The organism is Hymenobacter glacialis, from assembly GCF_001816165.1.
Classification (GTDB): Bacteria; Bacteroidota; Bacteroidia; order Cytophagales; family Hymenobacteraceae; genus Hymenobacter; species Hymenobacter glacialis.
The window spans coordinates 135,945-162,311 of sequence record NZ_MDZC01000090.1; the positions used below are offsets into that span (position 1 = coordinate 135,945).

Sequence of the window (26,367 nt, forward strand, 5' to 3'; positions counted from 1 at the left end):
CGCAAAGCTAGCTAGTAGCTCCGGTATTAGGCCATCTGGGCACCCACATGTGCCAAAATGGAGTCGTGCAGGCTCACAGGGCTGTGCCGGCGGGACACGCGCTGGTTTAGGAAACCAATGAAAATTTGCTGCTTCTTGATGTCGTCGAAGCAGGGCGAGCAGTCGCTGGCGTTGTCGTAGAGGTAGTCTTCGTCCTCCGCCGTCACGGGCTGGCCTTCGATGAGTTGGTCTAATACAGTATTCACGCGTTCACAGTCGGGGCCGTTGTCGGGGGAAGTGGCAACGGAGGCCGACGCATTGGTTGAAGTAGTAGCAGATTGGTCCATAGTTGAAACGAAGAAACAAGGTGAGAAACAGGTATATGTGGAACGATGGAGGAAACGCGCCACCGCGGAAGCTGCTGTTCGGGAGGTTAATTATTTTCAGCCTCGGTTAGTTCCGCTTCGTCATCAATTGCATCATTGCCATATCCCATTGACTGCGCGTATTTCTCGAGCTTATCCTTGAGAAAATTGCGGGCCCGGTGCAGGCGCGAACGCACGGTACCAATCGGAATATCAAGCACTTTGGCCATTTCCTCGTAGGTAAAACCTTCGAGGTCACACAGGATGATGACCGTGCGAAAATCGACGGGCAAAGAATTCAGCGCACTGGCTACTTCGTCGCCAATCAAATCGCGGGCGGACTGCTGACGCATGTCGGACGACGAAGCACCAATTTCGCCTTCCGCCTCCACATCATCGGGGTTGTAATACCCTTCTATTTCGCTGTAATCGACTTTGGCGGGCTGCTTGCTCTTCTTGCGGAAGTCGTTGATGAACGAGTTCTTGAGAATGCGAAAAAGCCAGGCCTTGGCATTGGTACCGGGCTCGAAGTATTCAAAAAAGCGGTACGCCTTGAGGTAGGTTTCCTGCACCAAGTCGTTGGCATCGTCCTCGTCGAGGGTGAGGCGATAGGCAAAGTTGTAGAGCGGGTCGAGCACGGGCATCAGCTCGGCCTGAAAGCGCCGGTCTTTTTCCTCTTTACTCAGTTTAACCCGTTCGGGAGAATCGCTCATACAGGTGGGCGGGGGGAATTGTAGGCCGAAACCTACGAAATAATAGCTGACTGGGACAAAATTAGCTGAAACAATATCCGACTACCAAAGCAGCCGGAGTGCTTCGCGCCGGGTTTCTGCTGCGCTGAACTTCCAGCTACACAATAACTCAGCAGGTTGCTTTGGGCGATAAACTGCCCACGGCATTGCTGCTTTTGGCAGGCAATACTGCTTCCTGTACGGATTACGGCGCCGGGTTGGTTGCATCGCCAGCAACGAGCACCAGACTAACGGCACAAAACAGCTATTGTTTAGCAGGGCTCCATCGGTCTGAGGGGTAGCCAAGAAAGTACCTGAGTGGCTACCGCCAGGGGCGTAATGGCCCGGATGCAGTGGCACGCGGCTGGCACGGTGCGGCAGTCGTCGCAGGCGGGCTTGTCGAATACCATGAATTCGGCGTGCGGGCCCAGCGGGCCCCAGCGTCCCGGGTGCATGGGCCGAATGGGCGGATACAGCCCCAGCGCGTGTCGCCCCAGCGCTGCCGCCAGGTGCAGCGGCCCGGTGCTGCCCGCCACCAGCCCATCGGCCCCGGCAATGAAGGCCAGGAATTGCGGCAGGGTAAGCTGACCCGTGAGGTCGGCCGCAAGGCAAGCGGCGTGCTGCTGCCGCCACTCGGCAAGCTCTTCCCCTTCGGCGGCGGTGCCGGTGATGAAGACCCGGTGGCCGGCCTGGTGCAGCAGGCGAGCAAGCTGGCCGAAATTGTCGAGCCCCCACTCCCGGGCGCTGCCCCGGCTGCGCGGATGCAGGATAATGTTGAGCTGGCCAGCGTGGCGGGCCTGCAGCAACATCTGCAACTCTGCGGCGAGCGGCTCGGCGGGGTGCAAGCGCACCAAGCTGGCTATTTCGGACAGGGCGAGCGGCTCGCTGAAGCCCAGCGGCTGGAGCAGCTGCAGGTTCAGCTGGGCTTCGTGCAGGGGCGAGTGGCGGCGGCTGAGTGCCACCAAGCGGTTGCAGGTAAGCCAGTGCTGCCAGCGGTTGCGGGTGCCAATGCGAACGGGAATGCCGGCCTCTTGGGCCAGGCGGGCGAGCCGCTTGTTGGGGAAGATGTGCACGATGGCGGCCGCCTGGTAGGCGCGTAGAGTCGCAACCTGAGTTGCTTCCGGCTGCTGCAGCAACTCGTCCAGGTTCAGAAACGCATCGACCCAGGGGCAGGCCGCGGCCACCGGGGCCGTGTAGGTGCGGCCAATAAGCACCACCCGGCAGCCAGGGTGGCGCTGCTTGAGCTGGCCGCACACGGGCAGAGTCAGGACTACGTCGCCGATGGCATCGGTGCGGGACACGAGGAAGGTCTGGCTCATGCTTCGGCTTGCTCGGTGCGGGTTTTCAGCTTGGCGAATTTCAGGAACACGCCCCAGGCCGAGATGCCGGCAATGCACAGGCCCGCGAACCCATCGAGCAGGCCCAGCCGGAAGAAATAGCCGTGCACGAATTTCCAGAGCGGCTTGAGCAGCAGGTGGAACCAAGTAACGTTGGTTTTGCCGCGCAGGGCCAGCTCCTGGGCCGTAATGCTGGTGAACTTGTTGAGCTGGCTGACGTGCTGCGCAATGCTGTGGTAGCTGTAGTGTAGGGCGTGGCCGGCGAGCAGGCCAGTAGTCAGGCCGGCGTTCACTTCGAATTTCTCGTGCAGGAGCAAGCCGGTCCAGCGGCCCAGGCGGCGGTCGTAGAGGCGCAGCTTGCGGTCGGGGTACCAGCCGCCGTGGCGCACCCAATGGCCGCAGTAGTTGGTGAGGCGGGCGAGGCTGTAGGCGGCGTGCTGCCAGTTGGCCCGGGCAGCTTTGATGGACGCCCGCAGCTCGTCGGTCAGTACTTCGTCAGCGTCGAGCTGCAGCACGTGGTCGAACCGGGCCTGGGTGGTGGCGTAGTTTTTCTGCGCTACGTAGCCGGCGAAGGCGTGCTGCACCACGCGGGCACCGTGCTGCCGGCAGATGTCCACGGTGTTGTCGGTGGAGAAAGAATCTACCACTACCACGTCATCTGCTACGTCGCCCAGCGCCTGGAGGCAGCGGGCAATGTTGGCCGCTTCGTTGAAGGTGATGATGACGACGGAGAGAGGAACCACGCGGGGAATGGCAATAAGGAGCCGGGGGAGGCAAAGGTAATAGCGGGACGAGGGGCTTTGAACCCCATCTTTACCCCCCTAACTGCTTCCTACGCTGTCCACTCATTTCTTCATGTCTTCTGCCTTACCTCCTCCTTCCCCCATTTATTACACTGCCAAAGGCTGGCGCATCTTCATGTATGCGGTATCACCGGTTATGATAGTGGTTTTTCTTGCGCTACCCTTTCTCGGCAATGCCACCGATTCCGACCATTGGAGTGTGGTTTTTATGTCGGTTTTGGGTGTTGGCATGGCTGGGGTCTTTTTGTACGGCCTATTTGAGACTGCGAAATGGCATTTTACCATCGGGCCGGAGTCCTTCGAAACAGTTGGGCTATTCAAGACCAAAACATTGGCGCGGGAGGAAGTAGCAGGTTACCGAGTCAACGAGCATTACATCTTCATTGTGCCGCAGGATACAAAGGCCAGCACAATTAAAGTTGGCTACACCACCGAGCGATACGCTGACATTCAGGAATGGCTGGCCGACCATTATCCCAACTTGGACGAAGTGGAAGCAGTTGAAGCTGCTGAAGAAGCCTTGATCGACGAGGAGCTAGGGCGTAACCCCGATGAGCGCAGCGAAAGGCTGGTCCATGCCAGCACAACAGCCAAGTACCTTAACATAGTGGCCTGGGCCGTTACTGCGTGGCTATTTTTCTATCCTCAACCCTACCAACTAGCCATCGGCGCTGGCTTATTGCTTCCGCTGCTAGGTGCAGTTGGTCTCAAGCTGCACCGGGGTGCGCTACGCATCAACGAAGAGAAAAACAGCCCTTACCCTTCGGTGTCTATTACACTATTTATGCCCTGTATGGGGCTCTTGATTCGTTCTGTGCTGGATGTTGATCTAGTCAGCTATACCCCCATGTGGATAGTAGCAGGACAAACAGCTTCCGTTACAGCGGTGGTGCTGGCATTTTGTACACATGAATGGCTCTTCCAGAGCAAAGTCAAGTTTACTGAAGGAGCAGCTCTGATAGCTGCCGCCGCCGTTTATGGCTACAGCGCCAGCGCTACTTTCAATGCTGCTTTCGATGATACGCAGGGCCAGGTATTCAGCACTGAAGTTTTGAGTAAATCCATGAGCTCAGGAAAAACCACTACCTACCACCTTACGGTAGCCCCTTGGGGTCCGTTTACTACTGAAACGGACGTGCAGGTAGGCTCCAATTACTACCAAGCAACTCGCTCAGGCGACAAAGTGCGTGTTCGCCTCCAACCCGGTCGGCTGGGTGTGCCATGGTTCGAGGCAGATTAGGACTGCGCCATCAGCTCAACGGCCGGCCGCGATTTCCCGTAGGACAGCCTGCACTTTCTCGCACTGCAAGCCGCACTCCGTGCGTAACTTGCGCCCCAATTCGTTTTCCCACACATGAAAAAAACGCTTTTCCCCGGCCTGCTGGCCGCTGCCCTGCTCGCCTTCACATTGCCCTCCTGTGGCCCATCGACCGGCGAAACGGAAGAAGACATTGCCACCAACGCGCTGCCTCCGCTGCCCCCGGCCCCCGACACCACTGCCGGTGCCAAGCAGCCCGAGCAGTACCGGGAGCTGAACTCCGTGAACGCCACCGAGGACATCAAGAAAATGCAGCCCCAGATGTAATTCAGGCAGCCTGCAGTTTATGAATGAGCAATGAACAGTGCCGGATGAGGCGTTTTTCATTGCTCATTTTTGTATCGTTATTCTCACCCTTTCCAGCTCCAGCACCTAACCCATGACTCACTATACCTTGCGCCGCGGCATAGAGGCCGATTTGCCTCAGGTGCTGGCCCTTATCAAGGAGCTGGCTGTGTACGAGCGGGCTCCCGACGCCGTGACCAACACCCTGGCCGACATGCAGCGCGACGGCTTTGGCCCCGCTCCTATTTTCGGTTTTTTCGTGCTGGAAGACCACGCAGCTCAAATCATCGGCATTGCGCTGTTTTACACGGCGTACTCTACCTGGAAGGGCCGGATGCTGTACCTGGAAGACCTGGTGGTGACGGAAGCCGCCCGGCGCGGCGGTTTCGGCAAGCTGCTCTTTGATGCCGTGGTGGCCGAGGCCCGCGCCACCGGCGCCGTGCGCCTCAAGTGGCAGGTGCTGGACTGGAACGAGCCGGCCATCAACTTCTACAAACGGCTGGGCGCAAACATCGAAACCGAGTGGCTGAACGGCAACCTCGACGCCACGCAGCTGAGCAGCTACGTGCTGGCTCCGGCCGCAGAGGCCGCTGCTGCCTCTGCTACAGGGCGCAGCTTTTAGCAGCGCGGGCCGGGGGCGAGTGTGCCTTTATTGCCGCACAAACTTCTGGCTGCCTGTGCCGCCCTGGGCATCTTCCCACCGCAGGATATAGAAACCCGGACGTAAGCCCGTTATGTCGAGCGGCAGCAGGTTCAGCCCGGCTGCAACACTGAGGAAGGTAACCCTGACCCGGCGCCCCAACTCGTCGTAGAAGCGGAAAGCCACGCTGCCTTCCACAGCCGCCGGGTACTGCACGCGCAGGATATCGGTGCCTACTACGGGATTGGGGAAAATGGAAATCGTGGCGCTAACACCTTGCGTGGTAATCAGGGCGGGTGCCACGTTGTCGAGGGAGCCGTCGGGGCGCAGCAGGCGCAGGCGGTAGTAGAGCAGGCCACCGGGCGTCTGGGCATCAAAAAACTGGTACTGCCCTCCCCCAGGCTTAGTGGCCACCGTGCCCAGACGCACCCACGCAGTGGTGTCGGCACCGGTGCTGCGCTCCACCGTGAAGCTGCTCAGGAAGCATTCGTCGCGAGTGGCCCAGTTCAGGGTGACGCCAATGCCGGTGGTGTTTTGGGCATTGAAGCTGATGAGCGGAGCCGGCAGCATGGCCGGACCGCCGCAGCCCAGGTTCTTAAAGCTGCGCACGCGCAGCACCTGCCGCCCGCCGGCTACGTCGCTGAGCGGATTGAGGGAGCGGGTGTTCTGGCCACGGCCAATGGCAAAGTGCATTACCGCGCCGGGCAGGATAAGATGGCTCAGCTGGTGGGCGTGGCCCAGCTCGTGCACCGCCACGGTTTCGAAGTCAATTTGGTTGAGGGCGCTCAGGGCCGGAGCCGGGCCGAACTGAAACACGGCGGCATCGTCGAACTGCATATCGATTTCCTTCACCCAGAACACCAGACTGCCGCCGGGCGCGAAACAGCCGCGGTAATAGGTGGTGGTGCGGCCCAGCACACGGTCGGGCAGCTCGGCACCGGTATCGAAGGCCACTACGTTCTGGCCGTCTTCGGCAATGGCATTGGTAGTGAAATCGGGGCCCACTTCCCAGTTCATACCGGTTTGGCAGCGCCAAGTGACCAGTGCGCGCTGCCAGGAAGCTGACGCCGTAGCCCGGGCCGTGAAATTGGGCCCGAAGCGAAAGGTGATGCCGCCGGAGGTATTTTGAGCAACGTGGTTGGGACGCTGGAGCAGGGTTCCGTCGGTGCTTTCTACATTGGTCAGCGCGTAAACAATGGTTATTGCGCTCGGGCTGTCGCCGCTTTGCTGGTCGTTGGTGGTCACGCGCACCGGGCCCGAGCCGGCCGGGTGGCCGTTGCTCACGGGCTGCCCCCCGTTGGCGGCAGAGGGTACTCGCACCTGGATGCGGGTATTGGTCCAGGAGAGGTAGTCGCGCTCGCGGGCTTTCACGCGGGTGGCGCCGCCATCGTCGGCGTTGCGGAACTCCACAAAGCCGCTGCCCCGGGCGCTGCCGAAGCCGTCGCCGTTGATGGTGAGCACGGCCTCGGCGCCAGCGGGCAGCTGCTGGGGAGCCAGGCCCGTGACCATGGGCGCGAGCGTGCCCCGCTGCACGGTGCGCACGGCAGGAGCCAAGGCCGGGTTGGCGCGCAGTACCCGACGGGTTTGACCCGTGAGCCGGGTTAATTCTTTGTAGAAGGCGCCATCGATAGCAGCATAGCGACGAAAAGGCTCCGTGGCCGTGCCCTCAACGGGGTTGTACTGAATAAAACCCTGCTCGCTGCCAAAAGGAGTCCAGGCGTTGCCAGCGACGGCCGGCAGGCCGGACCACGGCGCCGGCGTTAGAAAGAATACCCCTTGCTGGCCTGGCACGAGCTGCAGCGTGTTGGTCAACACCTGCTGCTCGAGGTCGAGCCGGCCGCCTTCGGTGATTAGCACCAAGCCGGTAGTGTCGGCTACCTGGCCTTTCAACAGGGAAAATACCCGGAGACGATGCCTGGTAAACAAGCGGGTGTGGTCTGCATTCCAAAAGCCTTGCGCCGTGAGCACTTCGGCCTCCACGACCATTGCTGACTGCTGCGCGCGGCGGGCGGGCTCAAGGGGCAGCATCAGGCAATACGTATCGGGGAGCGGCGCCTGGGCTTGCAAAGTCGGCGCGCCAGCTAGCCCTAAAACCAAAGCAAGGGCCCACCGAGGGCTGGTATTTCGAAGAAAAGGTAGCGCAAACGGCATAAGCAAGTATCAAATATGGGCCCGAAACAAGGTACGAAAAAGTGGCCGGGCTGGCCTTCTTAAGCGCAATTATAGCGCGATGGAGTTCTTGTGATTACCCCACACCGCCGCGTCGGCCACCCATGGCCACCACCAAAAGCCACACCGGCCGCTCCTTGTTTTAAAACCACAGCCGGCTTACCGGCACACTGGCGCGGGCTGGGGTTCCCACGAGGGCGAGTTGCCGGCCACCACGGGCCAGCCTCCGGCATAGTCCAGCTTATCGAGCACCAGCACGCGGCGTGAGTGACCCTCCGAATCGTCGATGGCATCGAAGGTGGGCTGGCGGGGGTCGATGGCATGATAGGCCAGCCAGTCCTGGCCGGCGGCATCGGTCACCACGCAGTTGTGGCCGGGGGCGTGCCAGTGCGCATTGGCAGCCAGCAGGGCCGTGTGCGGGTTGCCCGTAGCAGCAGCATACGTCTCAAAAGGGCCGGTAGCGTGGCGGGACCGGGCCACCAGCACCGCGTAGTGGGCCTTGGGCCCGCAGCAGTTGTCGCCCGAAAAAAACAGGTAGTACCAGCCCGCGCGCTGGTGCACCCAGGCCGCCTCCACCAGGCGGTGGTAATCGCGGGGGTCCTGGGAGGCGCTGGGGTAAATGAGGGCCTGCGGCGTGCTGCCCGCGCGGAAGCCCAGGCGGTCGTCGGCCAGCTCCTGCACCCAGATGGGGCCAAAGCCCGAGCCCCAGTACAGCAGCCGCTGCCCGGTGGCGGGGTCGTCGAACGCCATGGGGTCGATGCAGGTGAAGCCGGGGCCGGCCAGTAGCGGCTGGCCACTGTCGCGGAACGGGCCGGCGGGCGCATCGGCCACGGCCACGGCCAGGCTGAAGTGGTCGGTGCCATTGGGCCGGGCCGAATAGTACAGGTAAAAGCGCCCGTGGTGCTCGCTCACGTGCGGCGCCCATATCTTCTGGCTGTCGGTGGCCCAGCGGGGCTTTTCGGGCAAGCCTTCGCCCAGGTATTCCCAGGTTATCAGGTCTGCGGAGCGGGCTACCTGCAGGTTGATGAGAACGCCGGTGTGCTTGGTTTGGGTGCCGTAGGCATAGTACCAGCCACTGCGGGTGCGGATGATAGTAGGGTCCGGAAAATTGTCGTCGATGACGGGGTTGGTGTACATGGCGCCGCGCGAAAAACAGGCCCGGTGCCAACGCCGGGCAGCAGCCGGGCTACGCTTGGCTCACTGCCTGGGGCACGGGTTGCTGCTGCTGCAACCATACGTAAGCCGAGGCCACATCGTCGAACGTGCCCACCTGAGGGGCCTGCAGGTAATGCGTGGCGGTTTCCACGGCCTGGCGGGCCAGCAAGCTGCTAGGCAGCACCCAGGCAATGTACTCGAGGCCGGCATTGTGCATTTCTTCCAGCCATTGCGCGCCCCATGCGGTGAGCTTCATGGTGGTGCGGGTGATGTTGGAATTGTCGTTCAAAATCTTAGCGCAGGGCCGGTTCTGCAGGGCTTGCAGCATCAGCAGGCACGCTGCGTGCGTGGCATCTTGGTCGTATTCGCCCCGCCAATCCATATAAAGCCACTGGTTATCGGCATCGTAGACGATGGATATTTGGTGAGACTCCACAAGTACTTCCAACTGCATAGCGACTCTGCATTAGCACCCACTGACGTGGGCTTCTGAGCCGACAAACTTACAGCCGTTAATTCCATGTACCGAAAGTTTTTGCAAATGCCCTGGCATTGCTGGCCACTGGGGCCGCAAACCGGCCGATGCCGCGAACGGCTCTAGCTTTGTGGCCCCGCTTTTTCAGGGGGTCTTTTTTGCTCATTATTTATTTGCTTCCGCTTCCCATGTTTTTGAAACGCATTATTTTGCTGGTGCTGCTGTGTGCGCCAGGCAGCGCCTTTGCCTGGGGCACCATTGGCCACCGGGCCGTGGCCCGCATCGCCGAAAACCACCTCTCGGCCAAAGCCAAACGCGAGATAGCCCGACTGCTGGGTTCCGAAACCCTGCCGCTGGTGAGCACCTGGCCCGACGAAGTTCGCTCCGACCCGCAGTACAAGGAGACGGGCCCGTGGCACTACCTCAACGTAGCCGCCGGCCTCGACCTGGCGGCTTTCACGGCGCAGCTCACCGCTACTGCGCCCGCGCCCACCGATGCCTACTCGGCCCTGCAACTAATGCGCAGCACCCTGAAAGACCGCAGCAAGACCGCCGCTGAACGCCTGCAGGCCCTGAAATTTGTGGTGCACCTGGTGGGCGACGTGCACCAGCCCCTGCACGTGGGCCGCGCCGAAGACCGGGGCGGCAACGGCATTCCGGTGAGCTGGCGCGGGCGCGACACCAACCTGCACAGCATCTGGGACGGCGACCTGGTGGAGTACCCGGGTTTCACCTACTCGGAGATGGCGGCGGCTTACGACCGCGCCACCCGCGCCCAAATCAGGCAATGGCAGAAGGATGACATGGCCACCTGGCTGTTTGAGTCCTACCAACTGTGCACGCCAGCTTATGCCGCCGCCGCCGCCAGCCCCAAGTTTGACTACCACTTCTACCCGGCTTTTGCCCCGGCCGTGGAGCAGCAGATTCTCAAAGCCGGTATCCGCCTGGCGGGCGTACTTAACGAGGCATTTGCCAACTAAAGCGGCCCGCTCCGGCCACCGGGGCAGTTCCGAAGCACCGGCACCCGCACCATTTATCCGGCACCCCTGGCTACCTGCGTAGCTGGGGGTTCTTCGTTAGTAGCCAAAGGCTTGATGCAAATTGAATAAGGGACTAAAGGATTGAATTTATTTTTTTCAACACCTGGCTAGTTCAAATGCATCCCTTCTGCAATTGCTGCGCTTATGGCTTGGGAGATGGCCCTGGAAACAGGACCGGATTGCTAGCGTTGCACCGCAGGTACCACGTGCCGGGACAGAAGCGAAGGCCTTCCCGGCAGAGGTACCATTCAGGTCTTGATATCCTAAAATCCATCCTGTATCCCGCTTTTCGCTCCTTCCATTTTTGCTTCGCTGCCCCAGGTTCTCATCACAGGATAAGCTGGCTTTTTCTTTTTACCACTATTAGCTGTAAAGCTTTGGGTAATTGGTAAAAAAGCCAGATATTGTAAGGCCGAATTCCTGGATTAAAGGAATTTGATTTTAATACGCGGCTTTTAGCTTGTTTTCGCACTTACTTCTTTTCTCTTCTTTTTTCTCTTACATGACGGATACTTACACTCGGGAAACGTGGGCTCGCTGCCTGCAAAAACTTGGCTTGGCAGCCGTATTAGTGGGCGGCACTGCCGTGGCGGCCCAAGCCCAGGCGCTGAACTACACGACAACCAACACGACCAACCTCGCGGGCACCTATACTGATTTGGGTACTACGGGCACGGCTATCACTACCCTCAACACGGACGATGCCAACTCAGCCGTCCAAAACATTGGCTTCACTTTTACTTATAATGGTGTGAGCTTCACGCAGTTTGTGCTGAACACCAACGGCGCCATGCGGTTGGGCAATGCTGCTCCGTCGGTACCCAACTTGTTCGCCGAGTACGAAAACGGCCAATTGTCTGGCGTCGACCCAATTTCAAGTGCGAGTCCGGCCGATGTCAACCTGCTGATGCCGTTCAACTTCGACTTGGAATCGGGGACGGGCGGAGCCGAATACCGGGTAACGACCACGGGTACGGCTCCCAACCAAGTCTGCACCATCCAGTGGAAGAACGTGCGCGACAAGACGGGCGGCAGCTCCTCGCAGTACGACAACTTTTCTTTTCAGGTAAAGCTGTACCAAACCTCCAACGTTGTGGAGTTTGTGTATGGCGCGGCCACACCGGCACTAACTGGGACCGAGACGGTTCGCTTCCCCACAGTGGGCATCAAGGGTTCGGGCAGTGGGGCCGGGCAAACCGTTCTGGGAAACAAAACCCAATCGGGGGCAGCTTGGTCTACCACTGTTTTTATCACAGGGCAATACGGCAACAGCACGCACAATTTCCGGCGCTCGGTTGGGCCTGATGCTGGCCGCACGTACCGCTTCACGCCGGCTACACTCCTTGCGAAAGACCTTTCGGTGTCAGCCATTTACACCTTAGGCAAAATTGCTACTCCAAGTGCGTTACCGCAGCAAATCCGGGCGTACGTATCCAATTTGGGCACCACGGCTCAAAACGGCGTGGTTATCACGCTAAACATGACGGGAGCCAACACCCTGACCCAAACGGTGACGGTGAACCTGGGCGTGGGTGTTCGTGGCACAGTAGCGTTTCCAGCGCTACCAGCTACGCTCGCTCCTGGCACCAACACCATTACGGTAAGCGTGGCCAGCGATGAGAACGACACCAACAATTCGGCCACGGTAGCCCAGCTAGTCACCGCCGACCGCCTGAGCTACATCGACCAGGCCCAGCCCGCTAACGCGGGTGCCCTGAGCTATGGAGCAGTAGGCGGCGTGCTCAGCGTGAAATACACCGTACCCAACCCCGTAGTAGTAAAAGAGGCCTTGATTTCGTTTGCCCCTATTGCGAATAATAACAGCTCCTACCAAGTGGTGGTGCACGATGCGACAGGCACGGGCGGTGTTCCCGGCAACCTGATTTACTCCTCCCCACCCCAGAATCGCACGGCTGCTGGCGGTGATGTTACCGTTGCACTTCCTTCCTTGCAGCTTTCCGGTTCGTTTTACGTCGGCGTGCAGGAACTGGAGGCTCCTGGGGTAGCCATTCTCAGTCAGAATGAAGTACCCCTGCGGGCTGCTACGTTCTACATCTCGGCCAGTGGCTCCGCTCCGTGGACCGATTTGGCTACTACTACCTTCACCCGTCGCTTAGCCATTGAAGTTGGTCTTGCGCCCGCGCCAAGCTGCGCGGCTCCTACCGCTTTGGCCGTAACCAGCGTGACGCCCACCACGGCAGTTATCTCCTTCACCGACGCCACCACCTCGGGTAGCTATCAGTTGATTTACGGCCCGGTAGGGTTCCAGCCCGCCACAAGCGGTACCACCGTCACGGCTACTTCCAGCCCTGCTACCCTTACCGGCCTGCAGCCCGGCAGCCTGTACCAGGTGTACGTGCGCACCAACTGCACCGGCGGCGGCACCAGCTTGCTCACGGGCCCCCTCAACTTCAGCACGGGCTGCGCCGCAACCACGGTTTTCGCCGCTTTCCCCTACGCTGAGAACTTCGACAACCTACCTGTTGGCCAGGCCCTGCCCTGCGGATTCACGACCCTAGACGGCAACAACGACGGCACTACCTGGGCCGTTTCGACAGTTAACCCGAACTCAGGCAGCAGCAGCATTCGCTACAATGGCCTGACCCTGAACAATGTGGCAGCCAATGATTGGTTCTTTACTCCTGCCCTGACCCTGGCGGCCAACACGCGCTACCAGGTAGCCTTCCGCTACCGCGGCGAGGGCATTGCCAACAGTCCCTCTTCCTACACCGAGAGCCTGGAAGTGACCTCGGGCTCGGCTCCTACGGTGGCCGCCCAAACCAACGTGCTGTACACCAACGCTGCCATCACCAACACGTCGTATGCGCTGGCCAACGGCACTTCCACGCCTGCAGTGGCCCTGCTCCCCGCCGGGGCCGGAACACAGTACATAGGTTTCCGCGTCAAGAGCGCCGCCAACCAGGGCATCCTGTATATCGACGACATCGTCGTCACCGCCACGGCCGTTTCGGCCAACTCGGAGGCGCTGCTGCGTGCCATCAGCGTGTACCCTAACCCATCGACCACGGGCCTTTTCGACCTCGCAATTCGCGGTGCTAATGCCAAAGGCGGCCTCGATGTGTTGGTTACCAACACCCTCGGCCAGCGTGTGTACTCGGGCTCGGCCCGCGACAACTACACCAACAAGCTCGACCTGACCAGCCTCGCGCCCGGCATCTATTACCTACAGGTGCGCAACGGCAGCGAGTACACGACCAGCCGCGTGAGCATTGCCAAGTAATCGAGCACTCGATTTATAACTACTGGATGTGAAAAATAATTTGGTGTCGAACGCCTTTTCAATTCTCGCTGTTGCCCCAGTTATTGCTTCTATTCAGAACAATAAGCGCGTTCAAAGGCTGCGAATAAGCTTGGCTTCGACACCAAATTTCACCTTCCGGAAAGCTAGTACCCTGCAGCCCTGGCGCTGCAGGGTACTAGCCCGGTTACCCTTTCTGCTACCAGCCTCGCAACGGCTGTCCTTCACGTTTCTAGTTCTTCAACACTTCACTTTACATGACTCTGAATCCTACTAATTTGGGCTATCGCACCCTGGCCTTGGCCATTGCGCTGGCGGTACCGGGTCTGGCGCTGGCGCAGCAAACGCCAGTGAACGAGGCGCTAGCCTCCTTCTCGGTCAAAGCCAAAGCCCAAAGCGGCCTGAGCGCCGCCGACGTGGCCAATCCCTACGTGAGCAGCTCATACTACGACGCCAGCACCGGCCTCACCCACACCTACCTCAACCAGCGCGTGAACGGCCTAGCGGTATTCAACGCCACGGGTGCGGTGCACACCGACAAAAACGGCAAAGCCGTACTGGTAACGCAGGACTTCATGCCGGGCGCGGCAGCAGTGGCACCTTCGGCTACGCCGGCCCTCTCGCCCGAGCAAGCCGTGGGTGCGGCGGCCAAAAACCTGGCGTTGCCGCGCCCAGTGGCGTTGCAGCGCGTGGTTGAAGGCCGGGCCGCCGATGGCATTGTGTTCAACAAAGGCGGTATTTCGGAGGAGAACATCCCGGTGCGCTTGATGTACATGCGCGTCGCCAACAAGCTCGTGCTAGTGTGGAACGTGAGCATTGCCCAACTCGACCAGGAACACTACTGGAACGCCCGCGTGGATGCCAACACCGGCCGCTTGGTTGACCAGAACGACTACGTGGTAGGCGAGCGTGCTACTTTCCAGGAGCACGTGCTTCAGCACCAAAGCCAGCGCCAGCCGCTGACAGCAAAGCAGGTAACGGCCCCGCGCAAGGCTTCTGGAGCCAAGGGCACGCTGGGTGCGCCCAACAGCCTGACGGTGATTCCCGTGCCGTTCGAGAGCCCGGATGTTTCGCCGCGCGTGGTCGTCCCCTTCAGCTCGACCAACCTGCTGTATTCGCCTGTTGGCTGGCAGGTGGGCGACCCCAAAGCCCCTGCCGGCTTTTTCCCGGATAGCTACTCGCTGCTTTCAAGCGGCAAGCAGCTCACCCGTGGCAACAACGTGGCTGCCTACGACGACAACGGGACCCCCACGTCGGGCAACGGCGACCTGAACTCGACCACCACCTCGCCTGATGGCGGCCCAAACCGCGACTTCGACTTTCCTTTTGACCAGACCAAAGGCCCTCGTGACCCCGGTAACCTAGCGGCCGGCACCACCAACCTGTTTTATTGGAACAACATGCTCCACGATGTGATGATGAGCAAGGGGTTCGACGAGGTTTCGGGTAACTTTCAGTTCAAAAACCTCACCAATCAAGGCTTGGGCAACGACTTCGTGCGGGCCGAAACCCAAGACGGCAGCGGCCGCAATAACGCCAACTTCTCGACGCCGCCCGACGGCAGTTCAGGACGGATGCAGATGTATCTGTTCGACAACCGCAACCTCAACAACCTTACCGTAACTGGTCCGGCTGGTGCGGCGGGCACCTACAAATTTGGCACCGCCAGCTTCGGCCCGGCAATTCGGACTTTCCCCACTGGGTTCAGCGGTGAGATTGTGGTAGTGAATGACGGCGTCTCGCCCGATGGGGGCGTTAGCTCCTGCGCTACGCCTTACGTGAACGCGGCCGCTGTGCAGGGCAAGATTGCCTTGATAAAGCGCGGCGGCTGTACTGCCCCTGCCACCAACAATTTCAGCGATAAAGTTAAATTCGCGCAGCTCAACGGGGCCATTGGGGCCATTATTTATGATTCCAATCCTGCAGGTACTGCTCCCATTAGCTTGGGCGGTACGGATGCCAGCGTTACCATTCCCGCAGTTGGTATCAGCGGGGTTGACGGCGAGCGCCTGCGGGCTGCCTTGACTGCTGGTAGTGGAGTGGTGTCGAGCATTGCCACCGTTGGCCCGGACTTCGACGGGGCCTTCGACAACGGCGTAGTTTCGCATGAATTCGGCCACGGTATCTCGAATCGCCTCACCGGCGGCCCGGCCAACGCCAGCTGCCTCAACAGCGCCGTTGGCAACCAAACCATGGGCGAAGGCTGGAGCGACTTCTTTGCGCTGTGGATGACCACTCGCCCCGGCGACAATGGCCGCACCAGCCGCTACATCGCTGCCTACGACAACAACGAACCATTTGGCGCAGGTCCTGGCATCCGCAACAAGCCTTACACCACGGATTTCACCAAGAACAACTACACCTACGCGCAGTTGGGCACGGGACCTGGGCAGTCCCAGGCCACCCACGACGTGGGCGAAGTATGGGCCACGGTCCTGTGGGATTTGAACTGGCAGTTTATCAACAAATACGGGTACGAAACCGACTTTTTCAGCCCCAACGGCGGCAACAACAAGATGCTGAAACTGGTGCTTGACGGCTGCAAGCTGCAAGTGTGCAACCCCGGTTTCCTCGACGGGCGCGACGCCATCCTGCGCGCCGACTCCCTCACCAACCGCGCCGCCAATGCCGACCTGATTTGGAACGTGTTTGCGCGTCGGGGCATGGGCTTCAACGCCGTGCAGGGCGACCGCACCAACGGCACCCCCAAGGTGACTGGTATTGTGGAGGGCTTCAGCCTGCCCCCCAATGCCAAGGTGATTGTACTGTCCAACAAGAACGGCGCCTTTGCCGGCAACTCGCTGGAAGCCTACCCCAACCCCGCTCAGGACGTCCTCACCGTTCGCACCCAGCTGACCAGCGCCGCCCCCATGCAGGTGACCATGGTTGACCTGTTGGGCAAAACCGTGTTGCGTTCGGTATCGGTACCAGTTGCACAAATGCAGAAAAGCGGCATTGATCTGAACACCAGTCAGGTTGCCCCAGGCATTTACATGGTGCGCGTTACCACCACCAGCGGTACGTACAGCACCAAGGTTAGCATTCAGCACTAAGCGGCCTGCTTCCATCCTTTTGAAAAGAGCTCAGCTTCGGCTGAGCTCTTTTTTTGCTTTTATACATCCCTTGCGCACTGTCCGGTCCAGTATTTTTCCTCGCGCAAGTGCCTTAGAGGTGCTGACCGAAATAAACAGCTTACTGGCTTACCACCATTTACTGACGCAAAGAAATTGTCCCTTTAAATGACCCAGCCTAAAAAAACCAACTGAAGCGACAAAGTGATGTAAGCCGAGGTCATTGCCCCCTTCGGCAACCGCGTTGTTTTTGCTAAGGCCTGTGGACAAAGGGAAGGCCTGATAATCATAAATCAATCGTAAATTCCTCTGCTGTTTCACGTTAGACACTCACGCTTTGCTATCTTATTGCTTACACAGCCTGTATACTGCTTCGGTCGGCACTACCGGTCCAGTAAGATGCTGGTCGGTTCTTGAGACCGAAATGGTCATTTGATAGTAAATAGTTTTACACTTCTTCCTGCTGGTTTCGGGCATAGTTGGGAACATCTGGTCTGTCTTGTGCGTGTAAGGTGAGTCCACGGTACTCTCATCGGTTGTAGCAGGCCCTGGGGTCTAAGATTTCCCTTATTTCTTATGCGTTTTCTCTTTCTTGCCGCTGCAATTGTCGCTTTGGGTGCTGCCCATCCGGCAAGCGCCCAACTCACCAACGTTACTACGGCCCAGACCAGCGATGCTGATGGCCGCATTGCAATGTCTTCGCGCTCTTCGTCTGCAGCAGCCCAGCCCATGCGGCTAGCCTGCGCGCCTATTGTTGGCAATGTATTCGAAGCCAATGGCGAGCCCTTGCGGGGAGCTACCCTACTGATAAAAGGCACGCACCAGGTGTACGTCACTGACTCCGAAGGCAAGTTTCAGTTCACAGACCCGGTGTACGAAGGCCAGATTCTCACGATTGGAGCAGCGGGATACGTTAGCCGCGAAATTCCCCTGGCCGATTGTTCGCTACCGCGCCTGGTATTAGCCAAAGAGCCCACTGCGCGCATCAAACAAACCGGCAAACGAGCCGGCCAAGTGGTCCGGCTGAACAACCGTAGCACAAACCTCAAATAAGCGAAGGGGTAGCCGCCAGCCGCATCATTCCCCGCAGTGCGTCTTTTCCTGCTTCCACATGGCCTGTAGCCAGGCTGTGGCGGCGTGCTCCTTGGTAAAGCGCTCTACGTAGCAGGGCCATGATTCCAACTCCCGGAAAAAGAAAATACCCACCTGATAAAGGTGGGTATTTTCTTTTGTAGCGCTCCCTCCTGAGACCGCGCTAACGGCTAATACTGCATCAGGGCCAGCTTTTACTCTAAATCGTCCCGGTTTGTGTCCCGGTATGGCATCGATATGCGCCTTATCCGTTCGGATACTCCTCGCGCAGAATTTTCTCAATCTCATACCGGTTTCCCATGATTAGCGTCCGAAAATCTATAGCTTTTTCAAAATCGGCCCGGTCCTTCAGATACTCGTAGTGCTGATTATACTGCCCCGTTTGTAACCATACCGTGATAATCGTCCGGCCTTCCTCGTATCGATGCACTACACGGTTCACATGGTAGCGGCCCGACCCAGCGTAGCGCTGAAGAAAAGGTACTTCTACCTCCTCTCCCACGCGTGGAGTGACGGGTAGACGGCAAGTGAAAAAAGCCTGGTTTGCGAAGTCCTCAATGAGGAAATGGTGCTCTACCGCCGGGAACTGCAGTACATCCGTCTCTTCTGCAATAGCACTGAGGAAATCCTCGTGCAGCAGCGTAACCCAGCGGCGTAGGACTGCCGACGTTAAGCTGAATTGCTGCTGCAGGTCTTTACCAACTGGCAACGGGTCTTCTTCCCCGATTTTCAATAACACTTCAATAAGTGCATCGTATGGCTTCCCGCGTCCTTTGAGCCAGTGCAAAACCGGTTTGGCATAGCACAGGTCAAGAAAAGCATCCTTCATGCGGGGAGGCGTTTTCGAGTTGGGGTCAGCAGAAATCCGCATTTCTTCGGAAGGCTATTGTTCTACGGGAAGGCATTAGCTCAGCCATCGAATGGCTAACCAATTTAATGCCCTTTCCAGCCCATTACTCCACCCGGCCCCGGATAATATCCACCACCTTCCACAGGCCGCGAATATCCTCCCCAGCCACGGTCAATATGCCCGCCCGCGGATTGTCGGAGTTTAGCACCAAGTGCCGCTTCGTCATCAGGTCGTTGTCCTTGATGCGCTTTACGGTTAACTGGTTGCTGAACGCCACCACGTACACCCCGCTTACTGCATACTTAATATCCTCCATAGCCAGTGGCGTCACGGCCACCAGCATTCCGGCGCGGAGCTGCGGCTCCATTGAGTCGCCATCAATCTCAAATACCAGCGTTCCATCTTTCCGCAGTTCGGGGCTTGGGTTGTAGATGCGAATCATCTGAAGCTGGCCATAGTCGCCATCCGACCCAATCATGTCCACGAAGCCGGCCCGTACCGGTACTGGCACAAACGGACAGTCGATGTAGTCAGCATCGACAAACTTGCCCGAGTACAGCACATCGCCGCCCAAGGGGCTATGCTCCTGCATAGGGCCGGTACCGAACCAAAGCCAGTTGCGGCTTACCTCTAACTCGGCCACGATGGTTTCCATCACTTCCGTGCTAGGCTGGTGCCGGCCGCCTTCAAGTTGCGCCACCGTGGGCCGCGAGATTCCCAGCATATCAGCCATTTGCTGCTGAGTCAGGCCGCGGGCCTGCCGGACAACTTTCAGGCGTTCCGCCATGCTCAATTCGGGCATTGGGCTGACCGAACTGATTTTTTTGCGTTCAAGCGTAGTCATTTTGTAACATTTAGTAACTATTACCTACATTTGAGTCCTTAATTCGTTTCCAAAGGTAACAGAACAAAACTCAAATGCAACCACTTGAAACTTTAACTACGCCGGCCACCCTGCGAACGTTGCTGCCGCACGGCGCAATTTCCAGCATTGCCCGCTCGCTCAAAATGTCCCACACGGCCGTGTCTAAGGCATTGCAGAAGGCAAAGCCCACCCATCCCGCCGTAGCCGAAGCCGTGCGCCTCATCAAGGAAGCAGGCAGCCAGGCAGTACAGCACGACCTAACCCAGCTAAGCGGCCAGGCCGCCCCGCTACGATGAGCGCCGCCATCCATCTGCTCGGAGAACCGCAGGAAGCCACCGCCGCCCTTGAAGCCGCAATAGCCAACTGCCCCAAGCCTACTCATTTCGGAGAGTATGACTTTTCCACCCACGCGCAGCGCGACCAGCTCAGCAAGCTCCTGGCCTCCCATTATCTGCTGCCTTTTGAATTTAAGTGGGTGAACTGGATGCGAATAAACTTCGATGTAGCCACAGCCGACAAGGTGCTTCAGTTGCTGGAGCGCATCATCAGCTACCGCGAGGCTACAGGCATTCAGCCAGTGTACCGGGAGCGAGGGTACTACTGGCCCGTAAGGCCACAACCCGCGCCCTCTCCGGCCAAGCCAACCCGCCAACCTCGCAAATCCCGTTCCGGCCATGACTGAGCTAACCACCACCACCCCCGACGGTCTGCACATCACCGTGCGGATGCCCGACAACCACGCTTGGGTGCGCGAGTCGCTGGAAAAGGCCTGCGCTGCTGAGGCCCGCCGCCAGTTGGCCGACACGCCCACCCCCGACCCGGCCTACGCCGTGCCCCGCGCCGCCGACATCCTCGACCTGCACCCCGAAACGCTGCGCGACTACATGCGCCTGCCCGACCACCACCCGCGCCGCCTGCACTACATGCCCGGCGAGTCCAGCCGCGGCGACCGGATTCTCCTCTCGCAGATTCACGACTGGCAGCGCCGCAACCGCACCGATGCCACCCTGGCCACCGCGCCGGCCGCCCGCGTCCGGGGCCGTCGTCCCGCCGGCCAGTAGTTCCCAGCCCCTTTATTCCACATCAACCGCCGACAGCCGCTGCCGGCACAGTTCCCCGTTCCCACTCATGTCCCAGCTACTCCCCGTCGTCGGCCCCGACAGCCCCGAAACCCGCTCCATCATCACCATTCAAAAGGTCAAACTCAAAGACCAGCACCTGACCTGCGAATTCACCGAGCAGCGCAGCGAGGAAGCGCCACCCCGAGCCTTTGCCCTCACCTGTACCGAGCAGGTACACCCCGACCTCACCCACGCGTTGAGCCGCTTGGTACCGCACCTTTGCCTGTTGGCCGAGCAGCTGACCGAGACGCCCGATTACTGGCCCGACGAGTCAGAGGAGCTGCCCGCGCTGTTCGAGCCATTCACTGTCACCGGCTTCTCGATGGGCCGTAGCCAGGGCGGCGTTACCCTCATTGGTCAGCGCGAGCTGGCCGCCGGCCGGGTGCTCAACCTGACCACGCCCTACCAGTCGTTCGACGACGAGCAGGCCAGCTACCCCTACACCGGCCTGCTGGAAACCACGCTTGCTACGGCCCTAGTGGAGGTCGAAGCCGCCCTACGCGGCAAATGCACCGAGTACCGCCAGCTTGACTTGTTCGAATCGACGGTAGCCGTTCCCTACATCCCCCTTCCCTCATTGGCATGAAGGCCCCCGCCTTTCTCTTCTACACGGGTGACTTCCTAAGCTCGCCCGACGTGCAGCTGATGGAAGCCCACGAAGTGGGGGCCTATTGCTTGCTGCTGTTCAACTCCTGGCAGTCGGACCGCCCCGGCTACCTGACCGCCGACGAAAACCGCCTCCGCCGCACCGCCCGCCTCTCTGCCGACCAGTGGGCCGGCAGCCGCGAACTGCTGCTTGGCAAATTCCCGCTGGCCACCGACGAGCCCACCCTCCGCTACAACCCGCGCCTGGTCCAGGAAGCCCATAAGCAAGCCATCAAGCGGGAGCGTCTGGCCGCCAACGGCCGCAAGGGCGGCCGGCCCGAAAAGCATTTGCTTTCTAAAAACAACCAGCTGCTTTCCCAAAATCTGCCCGCCGAACCTGAAAACCCGCCCGAAGAGCAAATGCTTGCCGACAATGAACAAAAGCTTTCCAGCGAAAAGCAATTGCCCCCGAAAGAGAAAGCAAATGAAAAGGCTTTCAATTTCAGTTTCAATACTTCTAACGAAGTAGAGAGGGAGGCAGCCGAGGCTGCCCCGCCTGCACCTGCCAAGCCTGAAAGGAAGAAAGCAACCGTCCCAACCTTGGCCGAAGTGCAGGCCTACGCCGCCGAGCAGCACCCAGCCAGCGCCGACGCCCAAACCGAGGCCGCCGCCTTCCACGACCACTACCAAAGCAACGGCTGGCGCGTGAGCGGCAAAACCCCCATGGCCGACTGGCGTGCCTCTTTCCGCGGCTGGATGCGCCGCCGCCCCCAATTCCAAGCCGCCGGCCCCCACGGCAGCGGCCAGGCTGCTCCGCCGGCCCGCGCCCGCACTGCCCCCAAATCCACCGACCCCACCCGCTGGAGCTAACCCACCATGAACCCAACCAAACCTACCCGCTTCACCGACTCATCCCGCCGCGCCGCCGTTTCACCCCCTGCTGGCGGCCACCTGCCGCCCCAGGCCTTGGACCTCGAAGCCGCCGTACTCGGGGCCGCCCTGCTCGAAGCCCACGCCCAGCGGACCCTGCTGGCGCTGCTGCCCACGGAGGAAGTGTTTTACTCCTCGGCTCATCAGCAAGTGTACTTAGCCATACGCGACTTGGTGCAGCAAGGAGACCATGCCGACCTGCTTACCGTTGTCGCCCAATTGCGCCACCGCGGCACCCTGGAGCGCACCGGCGGCCCGCACTTTGTCGCGGGCCTCACCAGCAAAATCAACTCCGCCGCCCACTTCGAAACCCATTGCCGCATCCTTCAGGAGCAGCACGCCCGCCGCGTCGTCATCCGCGCCGGCACCGAACTGGCCGCCCACGCCTACGACGACACCCGCGACCCGCTTACACTGCTAGCCGATGCCCAGGCCCACCTGACCGGTCTGCACCGTACCCTCGAAACCCGCCCAGGCCAAACGGCCGCCGCCGCTTTTGAGCCTACGTTTGACCGCCTCGCCCAAGCCGTGCAGCAACAAGGCCTGACCGGCATCCCCACCGGCCTCACCCAGCTCGACGGCCTCACCGGTGGCTGGCAGCCCGGCGACCTGGTTATCTTGGCTGCTCGACCGGCAATGGGCAAAACCGCCGCCTTGCTGCACTTCGCCCGCACCGCCGCCCTCGACCACGGCCACCACACCGCCGTTTTCAGCCTCGAAATGCCCACGCTCCAGCTCATGCAGCGCATGGTGGCCAGCGAAGTACCCGGCTACAGCAACTCCGACCTGCGCCGCGGCAGCCTTCCCGGCGGCCTGGAGCAGGTAGCCCATATCCGCCAGCAGGCCCAACGCCTCCAGACCCACGGCCACCAGCTGCACATTGACGACACGCCCGGCCTGAGCATCCAGCAGCTGCGCGCCAAGTGTGCCCGCCTTCACGCCCAGCACCCGCTAGGCCTGGTCCTGGTCGACTACATCCAACTCATGCGCGGCGATACGAAAGGCAACCGGGAGCAGGAAGTAGGCAGCATCAGTCGTGGCCTTAAAGAGCTGGCCAAGGAATTGAATGCGCCTGTTCTGGCCCTCTCGCAGTTGAGCCGCGACGTGGAGAAGCGCGGCGGCGAGAAGCGCCCGCTGCTCTCGGACCTGCGCGAATCCGGCAGCCTGGAGCAGGACGCCGACTGCATCATCTTCCTCTGGCGCGGCGAGTACTACAAAATCACCGAGTACGAAGACGGCACCCCCACCGCTGACACAATCCTGTTCGACATCGCCAAGCACCGCAACGGCGCCACGGATGAGGTAATTGCTGCCTGTTCCATGCGCCGGGGGGTATTTAGTGACCTCAGCCATGCATTCGTCGGCATGTAACCAGGTATCAATTGAGGTACGTTACCAATCTCGGTCAATTGGCATTCGTACCAAAGTCCGTGTTTTCTGTGCAATTTCGCACCCCTAAACATCCGTCCCTGTGTTGATTACTGATAGCTCCTACCAACTTCCCGTTGTTTATGCTCTTAAGCCAGACAAAACATTCGAGAACGGAGCGAATAAGCCATTGCTAATCCGAGGCTACAATGACGTTCTGAAATCAGAGGGCGAGTACGTTATAAAGTGCGTAGCTGCCGAGCGCATGAAGGGTGCCGCATTCCAGCGCGAATTATTAGGCTGCTGGGCCGCTTGGCAAGTAGGGCTGCATGCCGTTGAGCCGGTTGAGGTAGACATCAGTCCTGATTTTTTGGAGTTGATGAAGGGCCGCGACGAATACGGTATGGTCAGCCGCTCGCTAGGCCGCAACTTTGGCTCTAGCTACAAGCAAGGATTTAGGGAGTTTATCAACGGCCAGCCTCTCACCGATGCCGAAAAGGAACAAGCCTATCTGATTTTCGCGTTTGATGTTTTGTTGAACAACGTTGACCGCAACGCCACCAAGCAAAACATGCTAACCAACGGGCAGCAAATCATGTTGCTCGACCACGAGTTAGGGTTTTCCTTCACTCAGGTCTTTTCGTTTTTACGTTCTCCCGAACCATGGCTGCTGCAACCAAACGATGTGAGCGGCTGGATTGAAAAGCACTACTTTTTCCCGCAGCTGCGCGGCCAACAGTTCGACTTCACCACACTAACGCCTGCTCTTCAGCGCTTAGACGGTCAATTCTGGCAGGCGGCCCGGCAACATATCCCGCCCACTTGGCGCACACCAGAAATTGACGACATTGAGACTTATATCTCTCAAGTGCTAGCACACGTATCATCCTTTACTCAAGAACTCAACCGCGTAACCCAATGAAAACGTACCAGTACCAGGTTCTGCGTTACCTGCACGACCACGTGACGGGCGAGTTCGTGAACGTCGGTCTTGTTTTCTACGAACCAGAAACCCGATTCCTCCGTGCCCAGGTTATTACCAAGACCCAACGCCTGACCGGATTCTTCCCCGGCTTACCCGCTCGGCCTATCATTTCGACGCTGCGGCACTTTGCCGTCGCTATCAACCGTCGAGCTGATGCAATATCGGTCAACCCGTTATTCGAGAGCATCGACGACCTCAGTACCGTCACTTCTGTCCTCATCCGGCCTAACGATGCTGCTTGGCAACTCACACCCGTGCAAAAAGGTCTCACCATGGACCCCGAGCCCGAGCGTGTCTGTCAGGAGCTATATCATCGTTTGATAGAAGAGTACCAGGAAGAGGCCGCGCCAGCTCGTACCGACGACGAGAAAGTGTGGCGCCAGTCGTACAAGCAGTATTTCGACCGCTACCACGTAACCGAAAAGCTGCAGCCAAGTCAAATAGCTACCGCAAACGACCAAATTCTCTTTTCTCACACCTGGCAAAACGGAGTGCTGAATTGCTTGGAGCCCGTCACGTTCCAGCTCAAGAATCCGGCTCGTGCCAAAGACAAAGCCTATAAGTGGGCGGGCCGCATCACTGCTCTTAAAACGGGCGATACCCCCCTTCACTTGTATTTGCTCACCGCTGCTCCCGCCAATTCGGACCTCCGCAACTCCATCGAGCAAATCATCAAGTCCGCGAGTAGCACCGATGTGCAGGTAGATTTTGTGCATGAAAATGAGGCTGAGGCCTTTGCCCGTAAAATGCAGCACAAGATGGAAGCTGCGGGCCACGAATAACTCATTACATATCAACTCCCAACTGCCGGGCGGCTCACGAATAGTGGGCCGCCCGTCTTGTTGTTGGCTGGTTGGAGTTGTAGCCATTTGTAACCAAATCGTAGCAAATGCCACTTTCCCTGCCGACCTTTAAACTTGAATTACCCACCTTATTTCCTAATGTGGTTAGCTAGTTTGAGATATGTCTGTCCAGCCCCCATCTACTACCATTACCGAGATGTTTGAAGCAGTTTCTGCTACCCAGACATTGTTGCCCAGCCCGCCCAGCTTCGCCGGGCATCAAACCTTTGCCATGCGTTCGGCCTGGCTCAAAAAGGGGGTAGATGCATTGCTGCAAGACCCTGCAATATTCTCTGCTGAGGGCGCACTAGTTGAGTTGGGAGTAGGCAAAAACATGGTGTCCGCCGTCCGCCATTGGCTGCTGGCCACGCGGTTAGCTGCTCCAACTGAGCGGGGTGGTTATATGTTGCCCACGGAACTAGGCCATTCTCTGCTCACCGACGACGGCACCGACCCCTACCTCGAAGACCCCGCTACCTTGTGGCTGTTGCATTGGAACCTCTGCGGCCCCGGTTCCCAATCCTACACCTGGGCTTTTGCCTTCAACGTGTTTCGGGAGTGGGAGTGGACGGCCTCGACTCTAGTCACGGCGGTGCAAAACGCGGCTCGGGCTACCAGCTCTAAAACCTTCTCCCAGGAAACCGTTGAGCGCGACGTAAGCGTGTTTTTGCAGACCTACGTCGCACCTACCGACCGCAGCCAAAACGCCGAAGATGGCCTCGACTGCCCCTTGCGCGAACTAGGCTTGCTCCGGGCTGGCTTTGGCGGCCAGCAGCAATACTCCTTCGCTATCGGCCCCAAGCCCAGCTTGCCTGTTAGCATTTTCGCCTGGGCCCTGCGCAAATTCTGGGACTGGAAATACCCTGGCAGCAGCACCATTGCCGCCCGCGACATTGCGCATGCAGAAGGCTCGCCGGGCATGGTCTTCAAGCTCGACGAAGATTCCACGTTGGCTTACCTCGACCAACTTGAAACCCTTACTGCCGGCGCGCTGCGCTTTGAGGACACGCCCCTCGTGCGCCAAGTGGTGCAAACCACGGCTGATTCCCTTAACCCCGCCGCGCTGCTGCGTCTTCACTACGCCGCTGCGCCTGTTGCCTAG

The 26,367-nt window shown here is 59.4% G+C and carries 25 protein-coding genes; 16 read left to right on the forward strand and 9 right to left on the reverse strand.

The window, feature by feature from the left end:
* Window positions 1–26: 26 nt before the first annotated feature.
* From BEN48_RS14395 to BEN48_RS14410, 4 genes are all read right to left on the reverse strand, one after another.
* Complete coding sequence (locus BEN48_RS14395; RefSeq protein ID WP_070735593.1) at window positions 27–326, reverse strand: hypothetical protein; 300 nt, start codon at window positions 324–326, stop codon at window positions 27–29.
* A gap of 86 nt (window positions 327–412) precedes the next feature.
* Window positions 413–1,057, reverse strand: coding sequence for a sigma-70 family RNA polymerase sigma factor (locus BEN48_RS14400; protein WP_070735594.1), 645 nt, complete (start codon window positions 1,055–1,057; stop codon window positions 413–415).
* 290 nt (window positions 1,058–1,347) lie between these two features.
* Window positions 1,348–2,394 (reverse strand): glycosyltransferase family 9 protein, encoded by a 1,047-nt coding sequence (locus BEN48_RS14405; protein WP_070735595.1) that lies wholly within the window; start codon window positions 2,392–2,394, stop codon window positions 1,348–1,350.
* Window positions 2,391–3,155, reverse strand: a complete 765-nt coding sequence (locus tag BEN48_RS14410) for a glycosyltransferase family 2 protein (protein ID WP_070735596.1) — start codon at window positions 3,153–3,155, stop codon at window positions 2,391–2,393. The genes BEN48_RS14405 and BEN48_RS14410 overlap by 4 nt, the downstream gene beginning before the upstream one ends.
* A gap of 112 nt (window positions 3,156–3,267) precedes the next feature.
* On the opposite strand from BEN48_RS14410, the gene BEN48_RS14415 reads away from it, so the two are divergent.
* The 3 genes from BEN48_RS14415 to BEN48_RS14425 all read left to right on the forward strand — a co-directional run bounded on the left by BEN48_RS14415 (window position 3,268) and on the right by BEN48_RS14425 (window position 5,440).
* Window positions 3,268–4,455 (forward strand): hypothetical protein, encoded by a 1,188-nt coding sequence (locus BEN48_RS14415; RefSeq protein WP_125932662.1) that lies wholly within the window; start codon window positions 3,268–3,270, stop codon window positions 4,453–4,455.
* A 114-nt stretch (window positions 4,456–4,569) separates the two neighbouring features.
* Window positions 4,570–4,800 carry a hypothetical protein gene (locus BEN48_RS14420; RefSeq protein ID WP_070735598.1) on the forward strand — a complete coding sequence of 77 codons (231 nt, stop codon included), beginning with the start codon at window positions 4,570–4,572 and terminating at the stop codon, window positions 4,798–4,800.
* A 112-nt stretch (window positions 4,801–4,912) separates the two neighbouring features.
* A complete protein-coding gene (locus BEN48_RS14425) occupies window positions 4,913–5,440 on the forward strand; it encodes a GNAT family N-acetyltransferase (protein WP_070735599.1) in 528 nt (175 codons plus the stop codon).
* Between the two features lie 27 nt (window positions 5,441–5,467).
* Here BEN48_RS14425 and BEN48_RS14430 read toward each other — a convergent pair whose 3' ends face one another.
* From BEN48_RS14430 to BEN48_RS14440, 3 genes are all read right to left on the reverse strand, one after another.
* Window positions 5,468–7,486 carry a T9SS type A sorting domain-containing protein gene (locus BEN48_RS14430; RefSeq protein ID WP_158010202.1) on the reverse strand — a complete coding sequence of 673 codons (2,019 nt, stop codon included), beginning with the start codon at window positions 7,484–7,486 and terminating at the stop codon, window positions 5,468–5,470.
* A 300-nt stretch (window positions 7,487–7,786) separates the two neighbouring features.
* Window positions 7,787–8,764 (reverse strand): glycoside hydrolase family 43 protein, encoded by a 978-nt coding sequence (locus tag BEN48_RS14435; RefSeq protein WP_070735601.1) that lies wholly within the window; start codon window positions 8,762–8,764, stop codon window positions 7,787–7,789.
* Window positions 8,765–8,813: 49 nt separating this feature from the next.
* Entirely contained in the window at window positions 8,814–9,218 is a 405-nt protein-coding gene (locus BEN48_RS14440) for a hypothetical protein (RefSeq protein ID WP_125932663.1), read from the reverse strand.
* A 233-nt stretch (window positions 9,219–9,451) separates the two neighbouring features.
* Between BEN48_RS14440 and BEN48_RS14445 the strand changes: the two genes are divergently transcribed.
* From BEN48_RS14445 to BEN48_RS14460, 4 genes are all read left to right on the forward strand, one after another.
* Window positions 9,452–10,237 (forward strand): S1/P1 nuclease, encoded by a 786-nt coding sequence (locus BEN48_RS14445; RefSeq protein ID WP_158010203.1) that lies wholly within the window; start codon window positions 9,452–9,454, stop codon window positions 10,235–10,237.
* A gap of 616 nt (window positions 10,238–10,853) precedes the next feature.
* The gene (locus BEN48_RS14450) at window positions 10,854–13,538 is read left to right on the forward strand and encodes a T9SS type A sorting domain-containing protein (protein WP_158010204.1); all 2,685 of its coding nucleotides are present in this window, start codon (window positions 10,854–10,856) and stop codon (window positions 13,536–13,538) included.
* Between the two features lie 275 nt (window positions 13,539–13,813).
* Window positions 13,814–16,609 carry a M36 family metallopeptidase gene (locus BEN48_RS14455; protein WP_083321085.1) on the forward strand — a complete coding sequence of 932 codons (2,796 nt, stop codon included), beginning with the start codon at window positions 13,814–13,816 and terminating at the stop codon, window positions 16,607–16,609.
* A 594-nt stretch (window positions 16,610–17,203) separates the two neighbouring features.
* Entirely contained in the window at window positions 17,204–17,680 is a 477-nt protein-coding gene (locus BEN48_RS14460; RefSeq protein ID WP_070735605.1) for a carboxypeptidase-like regulatory domain-containing protein, read from the forward strand.
* 283 nt (window positions 17,681–17,963) lie between these two features.
* Here the strand turns inward: BEN48_RS14460 and BEN48_RS14465 are convergent, their stop codons facing one another.
* Window positions 17,964–18,590, reverse strand: coding sequence for a hypothetical protein (locus BEN48_RS14465; protein ID WP_158010205.1), 627 nt, complete (start codon window positions 18,588–18,590; stop codon window positions 17,964–17,966).
* Window positions 18,591–18,672: 82 nt separating this feature from the next.
* Window positions 18,673–19,413 (reverse strand): LexA family transcriptional regulator, encoded by a 741-nt coding sequence (locus BEN48_RS14470; protein WP_070735607.1) that lies wholly within the window; start codon window positions 19,411–19,413, stop codon window positions 18,673–18,675.
* Window positions 19,414–19,487: 74 nt separating this feature from the next.
* Here BEN48_RS14470 and BEN48_RS19195 point away from each other — a divergent pair, with 74 nt between their 5' ends.
* From BEN48_RS19195 to BEN48_RS14515, 9 genes are all read left to right on the forward strand, one after another.
* Complete coding sequence (locus BEN48_RS19195; protein ID WP_158010206.1) at window positions 19,488–19,730, forward strand: hypothetical protein; 243 nt, start codon at window positions 19,488–19,490, stop codon at window positions 19,728–19,730.
* Complete coding sequence (locus BEN48_RS14480; protein WP_070735609.1) at window positions 19,727–20,116, forward strand: hypothetical protein; 390 nt, start codon at window positions 19,727–19,729, stop codon at window positions 20,114–20,116. Before BEN48_RS19195 ends, BEN48_RS14480 begins: the two co-directional genes overlap by 4 nt.
* Window positions 20,109–20,495: a hypothetical protein gene (locus tag BEN48_RS14485; RefSeq protein WP_070735610.1), complete on the forward strand. Its 387-nt coding sequence runs from the start codon at window positions 20,109–20,111 to the stop codon at window positions 20,493–20,495. Before BEN48_RS14480 ends, BEN48_RS14485 begins: the two co-directional genes overlap by 8 nt.
* Before the next feature lie 67 nt (window positions 20,496–20,562).
* Window positions 20,563–21,141, forward strand: coding sequence for a hypothetical protein (locus BEN48_RS14490; RefSeq protein ID WP_070735611.1), 579 nt, complete (start codon window positions 20,563–20,565; stop codon window positions 21,139–21,141).
* Entirely contained in the window at window positions 21,138–22,010 is an 873-nt protein-coding gene (locus BEN48_RS14495) for a DUF1376 domain-containing protein (RefSeq protein ID WP_070735612.1), read from the forward strand. The genes BEN48_RS14490 and BEN48_RS14495 overlap by 4 nt, the downstream gene beginning before the upstream one ends.
* Window positions 22,011–22,016: 6 nt before the next feature.
* Window positions 22,017–23,441: a replicative DNA helicase gene (dnaB, locus tag BEN48_RS14500; RefSeq protein WP_070735613.1), complete on the forward strand. Its 1,425-nt coding sequence runs from the start codon at window positions 22,017–22,019 to the stop codon at window positions 23,439–23,441.
* A 100-nt stretch (window positions 23,442–23,541) separates the two neighbouring features.
* Window positions 23,542–24,360, forward strand: coding sequence for a HipA family kinase (locus BEN48_RS14505; RefSeq protein ID WP_070735614.1), 819 nt, complete (start codon window positions 23,542–23,544; stop codon window positions 24,358–24,360).
* Window positions 24,357–25,205: a DUF3037 domain-containing protein gene (locus tag BEN48_RS14510; RefSeq protein ID WP_070735615.1), complete on the forward strand. Its 849-nt coding sequence runs from the start codon at window positions 24,357–24,359 to the stop codon at window positions 25,203–25,205. Before BEN48_RS14505 ends, BEN48_RS14510 begins: the two co-directional genes overlap by 4 nt.
* A 181-nt stretch (window positions 25,206–25,386) precedes the next feature.
* Window positions 25,387–26,367 carry a DUF4007 family protein gene (locus tag BEN48_RS14515; protein WP_083321086.1) on the forward strand — a complete coding sequence of 327 codons (981 nt, stop codon included), beginning with the start codon at window positions 25,387–25,389 and terminating at the stop codon, window positions 26,365–26,367.